This window comes from Candidatus Palauibacter polyketidifaciens, from assembly GCF_947581785.1.
In the GTDB taxonomy this organism is placed as follows: Bacteria; Gemmatimonadota; Gemmatimonadetes; order Palauibacterales; family Palauibacteraceae; genus Palauibacter; species Palauibacter polyketidifaciens.
Window position 1 is genome coordinate 312,610 of record NZ_CANPVO010000015.1, and the last position, 15,887, is coordinate 328,496.

Sequence of the window (15,887 nt, forward strand, 5' to 3'; positions counted from 1 at the left end):
AGCACGACAGGAGAGGTCCCATGCGACGATCCCCGCCCGTCTCGCCCCTTTCGCTGGTCTTCCTCTTTTTTCTCGCTCCGGCGGCGGCCGCCCAGACGAACCCGCTGTGGACGCAGGAGAAGGTGAAGAATTACCTGCCCCACATGACCGTGCCGGAGGTGCGGGACTTTCTCACGCGCAGCGACATGGTCCTGATTCCGGTCGCCGCGCTGGAACAGCACGGCAACCACCTGCCGATCGGCACCGACTACCTGAACGGGGTCGAGCAGGCGAAGCTCGTGGCGCAGCGGGCGGACGTCCTCGTGGCTCCGATCCTCCTGCCGGGCCAGTCCCCGTATCACATGGGGTTCGAGGGGACGATCACACTGCCCTCCACGCTGATCCAGGAGGTCTACGTCGAGGCGGTGAAGAGCCTCATCGCGCACGGCTTCAAGCGCTTCCTGATCATGAACGCGCACGGCGGGAACCGCGCGATCACGACGTTCATCGTGGACCGCATCAACCACGAGACGGCGGGGATCGCCGTGGATCTGGGAGCGGTGTCGGGGCCGTTCCGGGATCGGGAGCGGATGGCCTCCGTCCCGACGCCCCCGCCCGACGAACTCGACCGTCACGGCGGGACGCCCGAGACGTCGAGTTCGCTCTACCTCATGCCGACGCTGGTGGACCTCGACGCGGCGGTCCCCGCCGAGGTCACGATGCCGGCGCACCTGGAGGCGATGCTTCCCGACGTGCTGGCGGGCGATCCGACGGCGCTTGCGGTGTTCCTCGCCGAGGGACTCAAGGATGAGTCGACCGGGAAGGGGACATCGTCCGCGGAGATGTCGTCCACGGGCGTGTGGGGCACGCGCCATCCGGCCGAAGCCTCGACGGAACGTGGCCGAATCGCGACCGAGACCTTCGTCGATGCCGCGGTCGCGTTCATCGAACGCTGGAACGAACTCCGCCCCCCCGGTTCCTGAACCGGCCCGGGCGGGTCAGCCCGGGCGGCGGAGCGCGCGGAAGTCGGGGAGGGTGAGGAGGAAGATGCCGAGGGTGATGACGGCGCTTCCCACGCACCAGCGGCAGATGGCGTGGATGACCCAGAGTTCGAGGGCCGTCAGGTAGATCGTGAAGGCTAGTCCGCCCAGGGCGAGCAAGGCCAGCACACGCGGGATCCAGCCGGCGGCGCCGATCCCGTCTCGGGTCCCCAGCATCGAGACGCCGAATACGGCCACGTACCAGCCCACGCCCCAGCCGGCCACGGGGAATCCGAGGAAGCGGGCCCAGCGCGACCCCTGCACGAGATCGCAGCTGCCGCCCGCGCCGCACGCGAGTTCGCCGTAGTAGCCGAGCGCGTAGAGGAAGAGGTAGGTGGAGAGGAAGAGACCGGCCAGCGCCAGGAGCGCGATCCCCCGGCGCCGGTTCAAGTCACTCATGGGTTACGGTGCTCCCTGTCCGCTGTCCGAAGGATCGTCCCCGGAGGAGAGCGCCTCGATCCGGGCCTGGATGAGGCTCTCGATGTGCGTGTAGGGTTCCACGCCCCCGAGGTCCACCGGCACGCCGTCGACGAAGAGCGTGGGCGTGGAGTTCACCCCGCGCGACACGCCGAACTGGTGGGACTTCGCGATATCCTCGAGGGGGCGGCGCTCGCGCATGCACGCGTTCCAGGCGTCTGCATCGACGCCGGCCTGAGTCGCGATCTCCGCGATGGCGTCGGCGGGGTCGGCGAGCTGATACCAGCGCGTCTGACGGGAGAGGATGAGGTCGTGCACCGGCCAGTACAGTCCCTGCTCACCCGCACAGCGGGCGGCCAGCGAGGCCGCGACGGAGTTGGGGAAACCGACCATGTAGTCGTACGAGATCCAGCGCACGGGAGCGTTCGCGGTCTCCACGTAGTTCTGGCGCAGCAGCTTGCCGGCGAAGCCCGCGAAGGTCGCGCAGTGGGGGCACGAAGGGTCGTAGAACTCCTCGATCGTGATCGGCGCCGACTCGGGCCCGATCGGTACGCCGGCTGACGCATCGGGCTCGGCCTCGGCCAGGACCTCGAGAAGGTCCGGGTGTGTCGCGGGCGGACCCGAGCCGCCCTGTCCGCCGCCCACCAGGAGCCAGTACGCGCCGGCAGCCACGATGACGACCAGGGCGATCGGGAACCATCGGTTCTTGCGCGGGGGAGCGCTCTGCTGCTGTGCCATCTTCCTTGCCATCTGTCGAACTCCCTGTCCTAAATCAGGTCGCGGGCCAGCCAGGCCAGCGCTGCAGCGACGAAGAACGCCACTATCGCGAGAATCGCCCATCGACCCCGCTTCGACAAGCGTCGGGCTCGAAGGGCTGCCAGCGCCCGGAGGCCGGGGATCATGCGATCGGACCACAGAGCCCCGATTTCGACGAGCGCCGCGGCGGCCGCGGACACGTACGCGCGGTCGAGCTTCGTCACCTCGTCCTTCCAGGCCCGGATCGCCTCCTCGACGCTCGCTTCCTCCGCCTCCGGCGGGGCAAGATCGCGCGCGTGCAACTGCTGCAGGAGGAGCTGCTGCCGGGCCAGGGTGGCGTCGAACGCCGGGTTCAGGGCATCGATGTACTTTGACGTCGTCTCCCGCAAGACGGGTTCACCTGCGGCGGACAACGCCTTCTCGCCCTTGTCCCGGTCGAGACGCCTGGTCCTGACGATCCCCTGTACTTCGGCCGCGTACACTCGCACCAGCTCTTCCGTGACACCCCGAAACGCGGCGATCGCGTCCTGCCGCATCTGCTCCGCATCCATGGCCTGAACGGCGCCGACGACGGAGTCGGCTTCGAGCGCGGCGGAGCGCCGCAGCATGAGGGGCCCGAGCGCCATCTCGCCGAGCGTCCGGAAGTGGCGCTCGAAGTAGCGCCGATCGAAGCTCTCGCCGATCGAAGGGTCGATCCGCACGCGGTCGACCGCCGCCTCGCACACCTGCTGCAGCGTGTCCGCGCCCACAGAGAAATCGGGCAGTCGCGTCCGCACCGGGCGCGCGACTTGCCCCTTGTCGAACATCTCCAGGGCGTCGTCGGTGTCCGGAGGCTCCGGGACGGTGCCGGTGACCTCCAGGACGGCGCGAATTTCCTCCGGGAAGAGATAGCGAATCTCGAAGGACGCATCCCCCTTGGCGAGTTCGAGGACGGGGCGACCGTCCCCATGAGCGTCGGCGGCGGCCTCGGCCGCGTGCTCGGTCGGCCAGCGCAGGGTGTACTCGTGCTCTTCGGCGAAGAGATGAAGCCCTCGCCTCGTAAACACCGCGAGGTAGAGTCCCTCCAGGGGCGCGTCGCCGATCCTCCCGGTGATCTCGGTGCCGGCGGTACACACGACGATGTCCGCGGCCAGTGGCCGGAGGAGGGACCGCCGGCCCGCCACGTCGCTGCCCCGTTCCACGCTGCGGGCGAAATCCTCCAGGTCTCCGCTCTCCCCGAAGAAGGCGACGGTTTCCTGCCGGGCGAAGACGAGAATGAGGCCGGCCCGCCTCGATACCCAGAAGACGGATGCGAGCGGGATCTGCCGGTCCTCGAAGTGGACCCCGGCCGGCGTGCAGACGACGGAGACCCGCGGCCGCACCGGCTCGCCCGCGAGGCGGATGTCGAATCGATAGGCCTTCGGGTCGCCTTCCGGGCTCCGGTTCATGCGCCTGCCAGGGCCGACATCGCGCGGCCGGTGTCCCGGAGCGAAGGAAGGACCTGGTCGGCGCCGGCCCGGCGAAGGTCGTCCACGGAGAAGCGTCCGGTGGCGACGCCGAGCACGGACAGGTCGGAGCCGCGGGCACACTCGATGTCGTGCGGGGTGTCCCCGACGATCCAGGTGCGGCCGGGGCCGTACCGCGTTCCCGTATGGCGGAAGGCCCGCTCGAGCGCGATGGGCGGCAGTCGGTTCCGATCCGCGTCGTCGCAGCCGAAGGCGCCGAACGGAAAACGGCGCCAGAGGCCGACCGCCGAGAGCTTGCCCTCGGCGCCGGCGACGATGTTGCCGGTCAGCAGGCCGAGCGCCGCTCCCTCCGCCTCGAGCGCATCGAGGATCTCGGGGACGCCCGGCGTCGGGCGCATCCGGTCGCGCCGCTCGTCGATCTCCTCTTCCAGACGCGCCGCGTACACGGGCCAGAGCCGGTCGAATCCCGGCGCGATCTCGTCCTCCGACAGGCCTTCGGCGCGTAGGAGCGTGCGCACGATCTGAGGGTCCGTCATCCCGTCGAAGGGGAGGTCGTCGATGGGTCCGGGCGTCCCGTACACTTCGATCATCGCGCCCTCGATGGCCGAGCGGCCGACCCCTGCCGCGTGCACGAGCGTCCCGTCGATGTCGAACAGTACGAGCTTCGAGGCGCCGGCCCCGTTGGAGACCATCAACCGCCGATCCAGTCCGCGAAGAGCGCGGGCTCGATGTTGCCGCCGGAGAGGATCGCCACGGTCTCCCCCCGTGTCGCGGGCGTCACGGCGCGGCTGAGCAGCGCGGCCACGGTGGCCGCTCCGGAGGGCTCCACGACGAGCCGCAGGCCGAAGAGCCAGCGCACGGCGTCCCGGATCGCCTCGTCGTCGACCGTGATGACGCGGTCCACCAGGTCGCGGCAGTGGGCGAAGGTGAGGTCGCCGGGGCGCACCGGCTTGAGGCCGTCGGCGACGGTGGATACGCGGTCGAGCGTGACGGGCGCGCCGTGCTCGAGCGAGCGCAGCATCGAGGCTGCCCCCGCCGGTTCGACGCCGATCACCTCGGCCTCCGGGCACCGGCGTCGCACGACGGCCGCGACGCCCGACAGCTGCCCGCCGCCGCCGACCGGAGCCAGCACCATCCCCGGTTCCCGGGAGCCGAGTTGCTCGATGACCTCGAGCGCCACGGTCCCCTGCCCCGCGATGATGTCCGGGTCGTCGAACGGCGGCACCATCGTCCCGCCGAACTCCCGCTGGATCTGCTCGGCGCGCGCCTTGCGCTCGGCCGACGTCGTGCCTTCGAGTTCGACTTCCGCTCCGAGGGCGATCGTCGCCTCCCGCTTCACGTCGGGCGCATCGACCGGCATCACGATCCGCGCCGGCACGCCGAACGCCCGGGCGGTCCACGCCACCGCCTGCGCGTGATTGCCGGACGAGTAGGTGAGGAGCCCGGCGGCCCGCTCCTCCGGCGAGAGCCGGCTCACGTAGTTGTACGCGCCGCGCGCCTTGAAGGCGGAGACGCGCTGGAGGTTCTCGCACTTCAGCCACACGCCGTCCGGCGCATCGGTCGCGCCGCGCCCGCCCGCCCGAGGGAACGGGGCGGGGATCAGCGGCGTGCGCCGGACCGCTCCGCGGATCCGCCCGTGCGCGGCTTCGACGTCGGCGAGTGAAACGAGGATCGCGGTCGCGCCGGTCACTCGGCGTCCTCGACGTCACCGGCCTCGGCACCGTCAAGAGCATCGGCCTCGGCATCGTCGTCCACCGCCGGATCCGTTCCGATCGGATCGATCAGGCTCGCGACGTCCACGAGTTCGTCCCCCTCGTCGAGGGAAACGAGCCGCACCCCCATCGTATTGCGTCCGATAACGCGGATCCCCTCCGCCGGCTGCCGGTTGATGACGCCGTTGCGGGTCACGAACATCAACTCGTCGTCGTCCGTCACCTCCCGCACCGCCGCGACGAGACCCGACTTGTCCGTGGGCTTGAGGTTGATGAGGCCCTTGCCGCCGCGCCTCTGGATCCGGTAGTCGTCGACGTCGCTCCGCTTCCCCATCCCGAGTTCCGTCGCGGTGAGGAGAGAACCGCCCCGCCGGGCGACCACGAGCCCGACGACGGTGTCATCATCCGAGAGTCGGATGCCGCGCACGCCCTGTGTCGCCCGCCCCATCTCCCGCGCGTCGCTCTCCGAGAACCGGATCGCCATCCCACGCCTCGTGGCGAGGATCACATCGTTCGAACCATCGCTCAGCTTGACGTCGATGAGGCGGTCGTCGTCGAGGATGTTGATGGCCCGCAGACCCCCGGCGTGCACGTTCCGGTATGCGGCAAGGCTCGTCCGCTTCACGAGTCCGTGCCGGCTCGCGAAGATGAGGAATCGGTCGTCGGAAAACTCCCGCACGCGCACGATGGAGGCGACCTCATCGCCCTTGTTCATCCGGAGCAGGTTCACGATCGGTTTGCCGCGGGCCGTGCGCCGCGCCAGGGGGATCTGGTACACCTTGAGCCGGTACAGGCGGCCATCCCTCGTGAAGATGAGGAGGTAGTCGTGGGTCGAGGCGAGGAAGAGGTGCTCCACCCAGTCCTCTTCCTTCGTGCCCATGCCCGCGATCCCGCGCCCGCCGCGCCGCTGCGCCCGGTAGACCGCAGGCTCGATGCGCTTGATGTAGCCGGAGTGCGAGACGGTGATGACCATCCGCTCTTCGGCGATGAGGTCCTCGTCCGTGAGGTCCGAGGTGTCGGGCACGATCTCCGTCCGGCGCTCGTCCCCGAACTTGTCGACGAGGGCCGACAGCTCATCCCCGACGATCTCCATCCGCCGGTCGCGCGAGGCGAGGATGGTCTCGAGTTCCTGCCGGCGCGCGCGGACCTTCTCCAGCTCCTCCTCGAGTTTCTCGATTTCGAGACCCGTGAGGCGCGCGAGCCGCATGTTCAGGATGGCGTCGGCCTGGCGTTCGCTGAGATCGAAGGCCGACCGGAGTTCCGCGCCCGCGACCTCGGTCTCGGGGGAGGCGCGGATGATGCGGATGACCTCGTCGATGTGGTCGACGGCGACCTTGAGCCCCTCCAGGACGTGTTCCCGGTCCTTCGCCACGCCGTACTCGAAGCGCGTCCGCCGCTCGACGACCTCGTGCCGGTGCTCGAGGAAGTGCCCGAGCATCGTCTTGAGGTCCATCACCTGCGGCTCGCCGCCCACGAGCGCGAGCATGATGACGCCGAACGTGGACTGGAGCTGCGTGCCCTTGAAGAGCTGGTTCAGGACGATCTGCGGCACCGCGTCGCGCTTCAGTTCGATGACGACCCGGATCCCGTCGCGGTCGGACTCGTCGCGGAGGTCGGAGATGTCCGTGACCTTCTTGTCGCGCACGAGACCCGCGATCTGTTCGATGAGGCGGGTCTTGTTCACCATGAAGGGGATCTCGCGGACGATGATGCGGTCGCGACCGTCCCGTCCCTCCTCGATGTCGGCCTTCGCGCGCATTACGACGCGGCCGCGCCCCAGCCGGTAGGCTTCGCGGATTCCGGCCCCGCCGAAGATCGTGCCCCCGGTGGGGAAGTCGGGACCGCGGATGATTTCCATCAACTCGTCGAGCGTCGTGTCGGGCGCCTCGATCAGACGGTGACAGGCGGCGGCCACCTCGCGGAGGTTGTGCGGGGGGATGTTCGTGGCCATGCCCACCGCGATGCCGGACGAGCCGTTGACGAGAAGGTTGGGGAGCGCCGAGGGCAGAACGGTCGGCTCCTGCAGGCGGTCGTCGAAGTTCGGCGTGTGGTCGACCGTGTCCTTGTCGATATCACCGAGCAGTTCGCTCGCGAACCCGTGGAGCCGGGCCTCGGTGTAGCGGTAGGCCGCGGCGGAGTCGCCGTCCACGGACCCGAAGTTTCCCTGCCCGTCGACGAGCGGATAGCGGAGCGAAAACTCCTGCGCCATCCGGACGAGCGAATCGTAGACGGCCGAATCGCCGTGCGGGTGGTATTTCCCGATCACGTCGCCGACGACGGTCGCGCTCTTTCTATAGGGTCGGGTCGGGCCGAGGCCGGCCTCGTGCATCGCGTACAGGATCCGCCGGTGGACCGGCTTCAGGCCGTCGCGAACGTCGGGAAGGGCGCGCTGTACGATGACGCTCATCGAGTAGTCGATGAACGATTCGCGCATCTCTTCTTCGAGCGGTCTCTGCTCGACGCGTTCTATGCTCTCGGTGGTCATGGATTCCCGCTGGAACTGGCGTTTTCGAGATCTTCGAGGACGCGGCGGCCAATGGCAGCTCCGGGGGAGCCCGGCCACACTCGGTAAGACCCTCTAATCTACCGGATTTCGGGGCATTTCGCGACTTTCAGAGACGCCACTCGACGCTGCCGGGACCCGCGTTCACGACCGGCGTGTGACCGGCCCGGGAGCGGACGCCCCAGGAGTCGTGGATGTGGCCGCAGACGACGAGGCGGGGACGGGTCCGTTCGATGGTTTCGAGGACGGCGGTGCTGCCCACGTGCCGACCCGACGCGGCGGTGTCCGCGTGGCCGAGCGGAGGGGAGTGGGACACGAGCACGGCACCCTCGGGGCACGGTGCGAGGAGGTTCCGGGCCTCGTCTTCCGTGAAGTCGTAGCTCCATGCGCCGAAGGGCGTCACCGGCACGCCGCCGCCGAGGCCGAAGAAGGGCATGCCACCGATCTCGACGCCCGTGCCGTGCAGGACATGAGCCGCCGGCCAGCCGTCGCACGCGTTGGAGAGTTCCTCGGCGGACTCGCCGTTTCCGGGTACGAGGACGGTGGGAGTTTCGATCGCGGCCAGGACTTCGATGATCGTGCCCAGGCCACGGCGCTTCACCGCGAAATCGCCGGCACCGACGACCGCGTCGAAGTTGGCCGCCCGCTCGACGATCGACGCGGCGGCCGCGAGATCGGTGTGCAGGTCGCTGAACAGCAGCAGACGCATGGCGAGTCTCTCCGTAGTTTGGGGGCATGCTTGAACCGAAACTGCTCATCTACGGCGCCACGGGATATACCGGGCGGCTCGCGGTCGCCGAGGCCGTTCGGGCCGGGCTGCGGCCCGTCGTCGCCGGGCGGGACCCGGAGAAGCTCGCCGCGCTGGCGTCATCGGGGGCTGCGGGGCACGGCCTGGAGACCCGGGCGTTCGGGCTGGACGACCCGGCCGCGCTTGCCGGCGCGCTGGAGGACGTTTCGGTCGTCCTTCATTGCGCGGGACCGTTCTCGCGCACGGCCCTCCCGATGTACGACGCCTGCCTCGCGACGGGCACGCACTATCTCGACATCACCGGAGAGGTCGATGTGTTCGAGGCGCTGGCCGCGCGCGGTGCGGCAGCCGCCGAGGCGGGCATCATGGTCATGCCGGGCGTCGGGTTCGACGTCGTCCCGAGCGACTGCCTCATCGCGGACCTCGCCATGCGGCATCCGGGCGGCCGCACCCTGAGGCTCGGCCTCGCGGCCCGCAGCGGCGCCTCCCGCGGCACCATGCGGACGGTCGCCCAGGCGATCGGGCAGTTCCGGATCCGGCGCGACGGTGCGATCGCGACCGTGCGACCCGGGCAACTCCGTTACGAGTTCGATTTCGGACCCCCGCCGGACGCCGCGCTCGTCGGGGTGCTGGGGGACGTGACGACGGCCTTCCATTCCACGGGAATACCGAACATCGAGACGTACCTGCAGGCAACCCGGAGCTTCACGCGCCTCACGCGGATCCTGCGTGGCTTCGGGCCGCTGCTGGCTGCGCGGACGGGACAGGCGCTACTGAACCGCCTGCTCGACCGCGGGCCGGAGGGGCCGACCGAATCGGCGCGCCGGACGGCGCACGCGATCCTGGTCGCGGAGATCGAAGACGCGGAGGGGAGGCGGGTGGCGGCGCGTGTGCGCACGCCGGATCCCTATGGCTTCACCGCGACGGTGGCCGTCGCCATCGCGGCGCGCGCGGTGGCCGGCGACTTCAAGGCGGGCTACCAGACCCCGTCTTCCGCTTACGGTGCCGACCTGTTGCGGGAGTTCGACGGAGTGACATGGGAAGTGCTCGACGGTGAGGGTCCCGCACGCGCGGGTGGGGATGAGCGACTGGTGCCATAATCCAGCGAACTCTCGAAACGGGGGTGCAGATTGTCAATCGAAATGACAATCTGCACCCCCGGATGCACCGTCAGGTGTTAAGCCACGGCGCGGTAGTCCTCGATCTCCCGAAACCCCAAGCCCCCCAACGCCTCCCGGATCTCGCGGCGGGCGCCGGGCGTGCCGACGGCGAGGAGCACGTACGGGCGGGCGGGCGCGGTGAACCCCGGGAGGTCCTCCGGGCGGAGGACGACGGCGCCGTGGATGTTCTGCCCGATCTTGCGCGGGTCCAGGTCCACGAACGCCTCCACCGGGCGGGCGCGACTCGCGGCGCCTCCCTGCTCGAGCCAGCCGCGCGCGAAGGCCTTGCCGACCTTGCCCGCGCCCCAGATGACGAGCGGCCGTCCAGCCGGTAGGCAGCCGGCCGAAAGGTGCGCGACCTTCAGACGCCGGAACGCACCGGGGCTGTAGCGGTCCGACTTCTCGGACAGCCTGTGCGGACCCAGGCGCCACTCGTGGAGGACCTGCGGCACGTTCGTCATGCGGCAGCCCGCAGCGGACAGCCGCAGGATGAGGTCGTAGTCCTCCGGTCCCGCGGTGTCGCGATAGCCGCCGACGGCCTCGAAGGCGTCGCGCCGAACCATCAGGGTGGGGTGGGCGATCGGACATTCGACGAACAGATCCCGCTCGACCGCGGCGGGTTCGGTGAGCCCGTTGATCCAGCGCTCGTAGCGGAGATAGCCCGAGCCGCGGCGGGGCCGGGGGAAGTAGCGGACGCCCGTGCCGCACGCGGCGATGCCGGGGCGCCGGGCCAGGAGGCGGAGTTGCGCGGCCAGCCGGTCGGGGTGCGCGACATCATCGGCGTCCATGCGGGCAAGGAGCGACGCCCGCGCCTCCCCGGACAACCGGCGAAGCGCCGCCACGATCCCCGAACCGTCGCGATCGAAGAGGCGGACGCGAGCGTCCCGTTCCGCCCACGCCCGGAGCAGCGTCCCGGTGCCGTCTCTCGAACCGTCGTCGAGCGCGAGCACCTCGAAGCGCGGCTCGGACTGGGCGGCGAGGCTCTCTATGCACGCGCCCAGGAACGGTTCGGCGTCGCGACACGGCAGAAGGATGGAGACGTGCGCCGTGCCCGCTCCGCTCACGCCGACCCCGCGCCGGCGACGACCGCATCGAGCCCGAGCCGCTCCGCCCGCGCACGGAGGAAGGCGCCCGTGAGCGAGGCCCCGGACTCCGCGATGACGTCCGGCGGACCCGCCGCCACGATGCGGCCTCCGTCTTCCGCGGGTCCGGGCCCCATGTCGATGACCCAGTCGGCTTCCGCGACGACGTCGAGGTTGTGTTCGACGACGACGACGGCGTGCCCCTCGCCCACGAGTTCGCGCAGCACCGCGACGAGCGTGCCGACCTCCGCCACCCCGAGGCCGACGGTCGGCTCGTCGAGGATGTACAGCCTGCGGCCCGCACCTCCCCGGCGCGCGAGTTCCCGGGCGATCTTGAGGCGCTGCGCCTCCCCCCCGGAGAGCGTCGTGGCCGGCTGGCCGAGCCGAAGGTACCCGAGACCCACCCGTTGCAGCTGCCACAGCCGGGCTCCGAGACGGTCGTGCCGGATGAAGAAGCGAATCGCCTCGTCCACGGTCATGTCGAGGGCGTCGCGGATCGAGCGGCCGCGAATCCCGATCTCGAGCACCTCGGGACGGTAGCGCGAGCCCCCGCACGCCTCGCAGGGCACGGAGACATCGGCCAGAAAGACCATCTCCACCGTCTCCTCCCCCGCGCCCTTGCAGCGCTCGCAGCGCCCGCCCGGACGATTGAAGGAGAAGTATCCCGCCTCGTACCCGCGGGAGCGGGCTTCCGGGAGGGCGGCGTATGCGTTCCTCAGCGCCGTGAAGGCTCCGATGTAGGTCGCCGGGTTCGAGCGCGGCGTGCGGCCGATCGGCCGCTGATCGACGAGCACGACGTCCTCCAGGAACTCCGCGCCTTCGAGCCGGTCCCAGGAGCCGGCGGGCTCGCCCAGATGCGGCTTGGCGGAGGAGCGGTCCGTGATCTCCCGTTCGAGGGCGTGGTACAGCACGCCGCGGATGAGCGTCGACTTCCCGGAACCGGAGACGCCGGTGACGAGCGTGAGCGACCCCAGCGGAATCGCCACATCCACACCCCGAACGTTGTGCAGGCGGGCGCCGCGCAGGACGAGTCGGGGACCGCCGCTCGACGGCGCCGCGCCCTGCCCGGCGGCGGTCGCCCGCCGCGCGAGGGCCTCTCCCGTGCCGGTCTCCGACGTGAGGAGGTCGTCCCAGCCGCCCTGGAACACGATCTCGCCGCCCTGCTCCCCGGCCCCGGGCCCCAGTTCGACGATGCGGTCGGCCCTCTCCAGCACCGTGGGCTCATGCTCGACGACGAGGACCGTGTTCCCGCGGTTCGCGAGCCGGTGGAGGACGCCGGTAAACGCATGAATATCATGCGAATGGAGGCCGATCGTGGGTTCGTCGAGGACGTAGAGCGTGCTGACGAGCCGGCTCCCGAGACAGCTCGCGAGGCGGATCCGCTGCATCTCCCCCCCGGAGAGGGATCGGGCCTGCCGGTCCAGCGTCAGATATCCGAGCCCGACCTCCTCGAGAAACGAGGTCCGGTGCTCGAGTTCGCGAAGGATCGTCGACGCGACCTCGCGCTGAAACGGGGTGAGGTCGAGTCCTCCCGCGAGCCAGCCGGAGATCTCCTTCACGGTCCACCGGGCGACCTCGGCGATGTGCCGCCCCCCCACGCGGACGTTCAGCGACTCCGGCTTCAGGCGGTAGCCTTCGCAGCCGGAACACAACTCGGGAAGCTGATACTGGCGCAGAAAGACGCGGATATACGCCTTGTACCGCTTCTTTTCCTTCGAGCGGAGAAAGGGGATGACGCCCCGGAAGCGTTCTCCGGCGTATCTTCCCCCGTTCAACAGGACGTCGCGGCCCTCGTCGGGAAGCGCCTCCCACGGGAGGGACGCGTCGAGTCCCGAGGCGGCGGCGAACTCTCTCAGGCGCGACCGCTCGCGCCGGTAACGGGGCTTCGACCATGGATCGAGCGCCCCTTCATCCAGCGAACGGCCCGGGTCGGGAACGATGAGCTGGGGAGAGTACTCGAGCACGGCCCCGAACCCCGTGCAGGTATCGCACGCGCCGGCGGGGCTGTTGAAGCTGAACAGCTGGGGGGTGGGCCGCGGAAACGCCAGGCCGCAGAGCCCGCAGCGATGGGCCTCTTCGAAATCGCGGCGCTCGGGCGCCCCGGCCCCGCGCCACCAGAGAAGCGCGACGGCGGCGCCTCTCCCCTCGGCGAAGGCCGCGGCCAGCGAATCCGCGATCCGTTCCCGGTCCTCCGCGCGGGATCCGACCCGGTCCACGATCACGAGCGCCTCGCGGGCGTCGGTCAACACCCGAACCTCGTCCCCTTCCCCTTCCTCCTCCTTCTTCAGATCGATGTCCGGCAGGTAGAGTTCGCGACCGTCGGCGAGGACGCGGACGTACCCCCGCGCCCTGAGGTTCTCCACCACCATCTCGGCGTCCGTGCGCTCTTCGCGGGGGATGGGGAAGGCGATGGCGAGCCGCGCCTCGGGACCGGCATCGAGGAGCGCGTCGGTGGCCGACGTCACGGTGTCCGGCACGACGGCACGCCCGCACTCCGGACACACGGTCGTCCCGACGCGCGCCCACAGAAGTCTCAGGTAGTCGTAGACCTCCGTGATCGTGCCGACGGTGGAGCGGCTCGACTGCACGCGGTTGCTCTGGTCGATGGCGACGGAGGGACTCACGCCCTCGACGAGATCGACGTCGGGCTTCGGCATCCGCTCGAGGAACTGCTTCGCGTAGGTGGAGAGCGACTCGATGTACCGCCGCTGTCCCTCGGCGTAGATCGTGTCGAAGGCGAGGCTGGATTTTCCCGAACCGGAGGGCCCCGTGAGGACGGTGAGGGCCCCACGCTCGATGTCGATGTCGATGCCCTTGAGGTTGTGCTGCCGGGCGCCTCGGACCCGGATCCGGTCGCTCATGGGAGCATGATGGCCGGCGCCGGCGGGGCGCGCCAACCTGATTGGACCGCGGGCGGCGAGTTCGTACTATGGGGCATGCAAGCGCCGGACGGTCCCCTCCAGGAAGAAGAAGCGCTCGGGAAGGCGTACGACGCCCGTCTCATGCGGCGTCTGCTCGCGTACCTGCGACCGTACCGGGGCAGGGTCGCGATCGCCGTGCTGATGCTCGTGGCGGCCTCGGGTCTCGCGCTCGTCGGCCCCTGGCTGACGATGGAGGTCATCGACCACGCGATCCCGGACGGCGATTTCGGCGCCATCCGCAACCTTGCGATCCTCTTCTTCGTCTCGCTCATCCTCTCGGGACTTCTGGAATATGGGCGCACGATCCTGACCACGTGGATCGGGCAGAACGTGATGCTCGACCTGAGGCAGGAGATCTTCCGGCACCTGCAGCGCCTCCGGCTCGCGTACTTCGACCGGAACCCGGTCGGACGCCTGATGACGCGGCTCACGAGCGACGTCGAGGTCCTGAACGAGATGTTCACCTCCGGGGTCGTCACGATCTTCGGGGACGTCTTCACGGTCGCCTTCATCATGATCGCCATGCTCGTCATGGACTGGCGGCTCGCCCTCGTGACGTTCGCGGTCCTCCCCCTCGTGTTCATGGCGGCCTGGCTGTTCCGGAAGAAGGTGCGCGAGGCGTACCGCGACATCAGGATCCGGCTCGCGCGCATCAACGCCTTCCTGCAGGAACGGATCACGGGGGTGCGCGTCGTGCAGCTGTTCCGGCAGGAGCGGGCGGCGACCCGCTGGTTCGCCGAGATCAACGACGACCATCTCGAGGCCCACCTGCGCTCAATCACGTACTACGCGCTCTTCTTCCCCGTCGTCGAGGTGCTCGCGTCCGTCGCGCTCGCGCTCATCATCTGGTACGGAGGCAACCAGGCCCTCGAGGGGACGGTCACGATCGGGGTCATCGCGGCCTTCCTGCAGTACGCGAAACGGTTCTTCCGACCCATCCAGGACCTGTCCGAAAAGTACAACATCCTGCAGGGCGCGATGGCGAGTTCGGAGCGGATCTTCCGCCTCCTGGACGAGGCGCCGGGGATCGAGGACCCGGTGGATCCAAGGGATCTTCCGACGAGCGTCAAGGGCCGCATCGAGTTCGAGGACGTCTGGTTCCGGTATCTGTCGCCGGAGGAGGATGCGGCGGGGGTCACGACGCCGGCCCTGGCCCACGCCGCGGCCTGGGAAGGCGCGGAGGGGCGGCTCGACGAGGACGCGCCGGATGACGGCTGGGTGCTGCGCGGCATCAGCTTCACGGCAGAGCCGGGACAGCGGCTCGCGGTCGTCGGAGCGACGGGAGCGGGCAAGACAACGCTGTTCAGCCTCCTCATGCGCTTCTACGAGCCGCAACGCGGGCGCATTCTGCTCGACGGGGTCGACATCCGGGAACTCCGGCTCGCCGACCTTCGGCAACGGATGGGCCTCGTGCTGCAGGACGTCTATCTCTTCTCGGGCTCCGCCGCGGACAACATCGCGCTCGACCGCGAGGCGGTGGGGCGGGATCAGATCCGGGAGGCTGCCCGCCAGGTCGGGGTCGACCGGCACCTCGCGCGGCTGCCGAAGAAGTACGACGAGCCGCTGAGCGAGCGGGGCGGGAACCTGTCCGTCGGCGAGCGCCAGCTGGTGTCCTTCGCCCGCGCCCTCGCGGGGGATCCGCCGATCCTGCTCCTGGACGAGGCGACGAGTTCGGTGGACTCGGAGATCGAGGCCGAGATCCAGGCGGCGCTGGAGCGCCTGATGGAGGGACGGACGAGCCTCGTCATCGCACACCGGCTCTCCACCATCCGGGGGGCCGACCGCATCCTCGTGCTGCATCACGGACGCATCAGCGAATCCGGCACGCACGACACGCTGCTCGAGAGCGGCGGCCTCTACGCGCAACTCCACCGCCTCCAGTTCCAGAAGCCGACGGCCGCCGCATGAACGCCGTGCTGGACTGGGCGGCGGCGCTGGACATGCGCCTCGTGCTCGTGGCCCTTCTCGTGGCCCTGAACCTCTGGGCGACGTGCATCACCGCGCTTTCCACGGCGCCGAGGCGAGAGAAGACGCTGTGGGTCGCCGTGATCTTCCTCTGCCCCATCGTCGGCAGCGTGCTCTGGTTCGTGTTCGCCCCGAAGCTCTGGGCGGAGCGGCGCTAGA

13 protein-coding genes are annotated in these 15,887 nt (G+C 69.8%); 4 read left to right on the forward strand and 9 right to left on the reverse strand.

All coding sequences use genetic code 11. The features are described from left to right. Window positions 1–20: 20 nt before the first annotated feature. The gene (locus RN729_RS04955; protein WP_310782569.1) at window positions 21–962 is read left to right on the forward strand and encodes a creatininase family protein; all 942 of its coding nucleotides are present in this window, start codon (window positions 21–23) and stop codon (window positions 960–962) included. A 15-nt stretch (window positions 963–977) separates the two neighbouring features. On the opposite strand, the gene RN729_RS04960 is transcribed toward RN729_RS04955, so the two are convergent. The 7 genes from RN729_RS04960 to RN729_RS04990 form a co-directional block, all read right to left on the reverse strand. Further along, on the reverse strand, window positions 978–1,418 hold the full coding sequence (locus RN729_RS04960; RefSeq protein ID WP_310782570.1) for a vitamin K epoxide reductase family protein: 441 nt from the start codon (window positions 1,416–1,418) through the stop codon (window positions 978–980). Between the two features lie 3 nt (window positions 1,419–1,421). Further along, window positions 1,422–2,186, reverse strand: a complete 765-nt coding sequence (locus RN729_RS04965; protein ID WP_310782571.1) for a thioredoxin domain-containing protein — start codon at window positions 2,184–2,186, stop codon at window positions 1,422–1,424. 17 nt (window positions 2,187–2,203) lie between these two features. Continuing rightward, entirely contained in the window at window positions 2,204–3,619 is a 1,416-nt protein-coding gene (locus RN729_RS04970; RefSeq protein ID WP_310782572.1) for a hypothetical protein, read from the reverse strand. After that, window positions 3,616–4,329, reverse strand: a complete 714-nt coding sequence (locus tag RN729_RS04975) for an HAD family hydrolase (RefSeq protein ID WP_310782573.1) — start codon at window positions 4,327–4,329, stop codon at window positions 3,616–3,618. Before RN729_RS04975 ends, RN729_RS04970 begins: the two co-directional genes overlap by 4 nt. Continuing rightward, the gene (locus tag RN729_RS04980; RefSeq protein ID WP_310782574.1) at window positions 4,329–5,327 is read right to left on the reverse strand and encodes a threonine/serine dehydratase; all 999 of its coding nucleotides are present in this window, start codon (window positions 5,325–5,327) and stop codon (window positions 4,329–4,331) included. Before RN729_RS04980 ends, RN729_RS04975 begins: the two co-directional genes overlap by 1 nt. Beyond that, window positions 5,324–7,834: a DNA gyrase subunit A gene (gene gyrA / locus RN729_RS04985; protein WP_310782575.1), complete on the reverse strand. Its 2,511-nt coding sequence runs from the start codon at window positions 7,832–7,834 to the stop codon at window positions 5,324–5,326. The genes RN729_RS04980 and gyrA overlap by 4 nt, the downstream gene beginning before the upstream one ends. A 127-nt stretch (window positions 7,835–7,961) precedes the next feature. Further along, on the reverse strand, window positions 7,962–8,561 hold the full coding sequence (locus RN729_RS04990; RefSeq protein WP_310782576.1) for a metallophosphoesterase family protein: 600 nt from the start codon (window positions 8,559–8,561) through the stop codon (window positions 7,962–7,964). Window positions 8,562–8,587: 26 nt separating this feature from the next. On the opposite strand from RN729_RS04990, the gene RN729_RS04995 reads away from it, so the two are divergent. Next, on the forward strand, window positions 8,588–9,700 hold the full coding sequence (locus RN729_RS04995) for a saccharopine dehydrogenase NADP-binding domain-containing protein (RefSeq protein WP_310782577.1): 1,113 nt from the start codon (window positions 8,588–8,590) through the stop codon (window positions 9,698–9,700). A 77-nt stretch (window positions 9,701–9,777) separates the two neighbouring features. On the opposite strand, the gene RN729_RS05000 is transcribed toward RN729_RS04995, so the two are convergent. Together RN729_RS05000 and uvrA are read right to left on the reverse strand one after the other, a co-directional pair. After that, complete coding sequence (locus tag RN729_RS05000) at window positions 9,778–10,824, reverse strand: glycosyltransferase (protein ID WP_310782579.1); 1,047 nt, start codon at window positions 10,822–10,824, stop codon at window positions 9,778–9,780. Beyond that, a complete protein-coding gene (uvrA, locus tag RN729_RS05005) occupies window positions 10,821–13,703 on the reverse strand; it encodes an excinuclease ABC subunit UvrA (RefSeq protein ID WP_310782580.1) in 2,883 nt (960 codons plus the stop codon). Before uvrA ends, RN729_RS05000 begins: the two co-directional genes overlap by 4 nt. A 75-nt stretch (window positions 13,704–13,778) precedes the next feature. Here uvrA and RN729_RS05010 point away from each other — a divergent pair, with 75 nt between their 5' ends. Together RN729_RS05010 and RN729_RS05015 are read left to right on the forward strand one after the other, a co-directional pair. Next, window positions 13,779–15,671, forward strand: coding sequence for an ABC transporter ATP-binding protein (locus RN729_RS05010; protein ID WP_310782581.1), 1,893 nt, complete (start codon window positions 13,779–13,781; stop codon window positions 15,669–15,671). Continuing rightward, on the forward strand, window positions 15,668–15,886 hold the full coding sequence (locus tag RN729_RS05015; protein WP_310782582.1) for a PLDc N-terminal domain-containing protein: 219 nt from the start codon (window positions 15,668–15,670) through the stop codon (window positions 15,884–15,886). The genes RN729_RS05010 and RN729_RS05015 overlap by 4 nt, the downstream gene beginning before the upstream one ends. Window position 15,887: the final 1 nt, after the last annotated feature.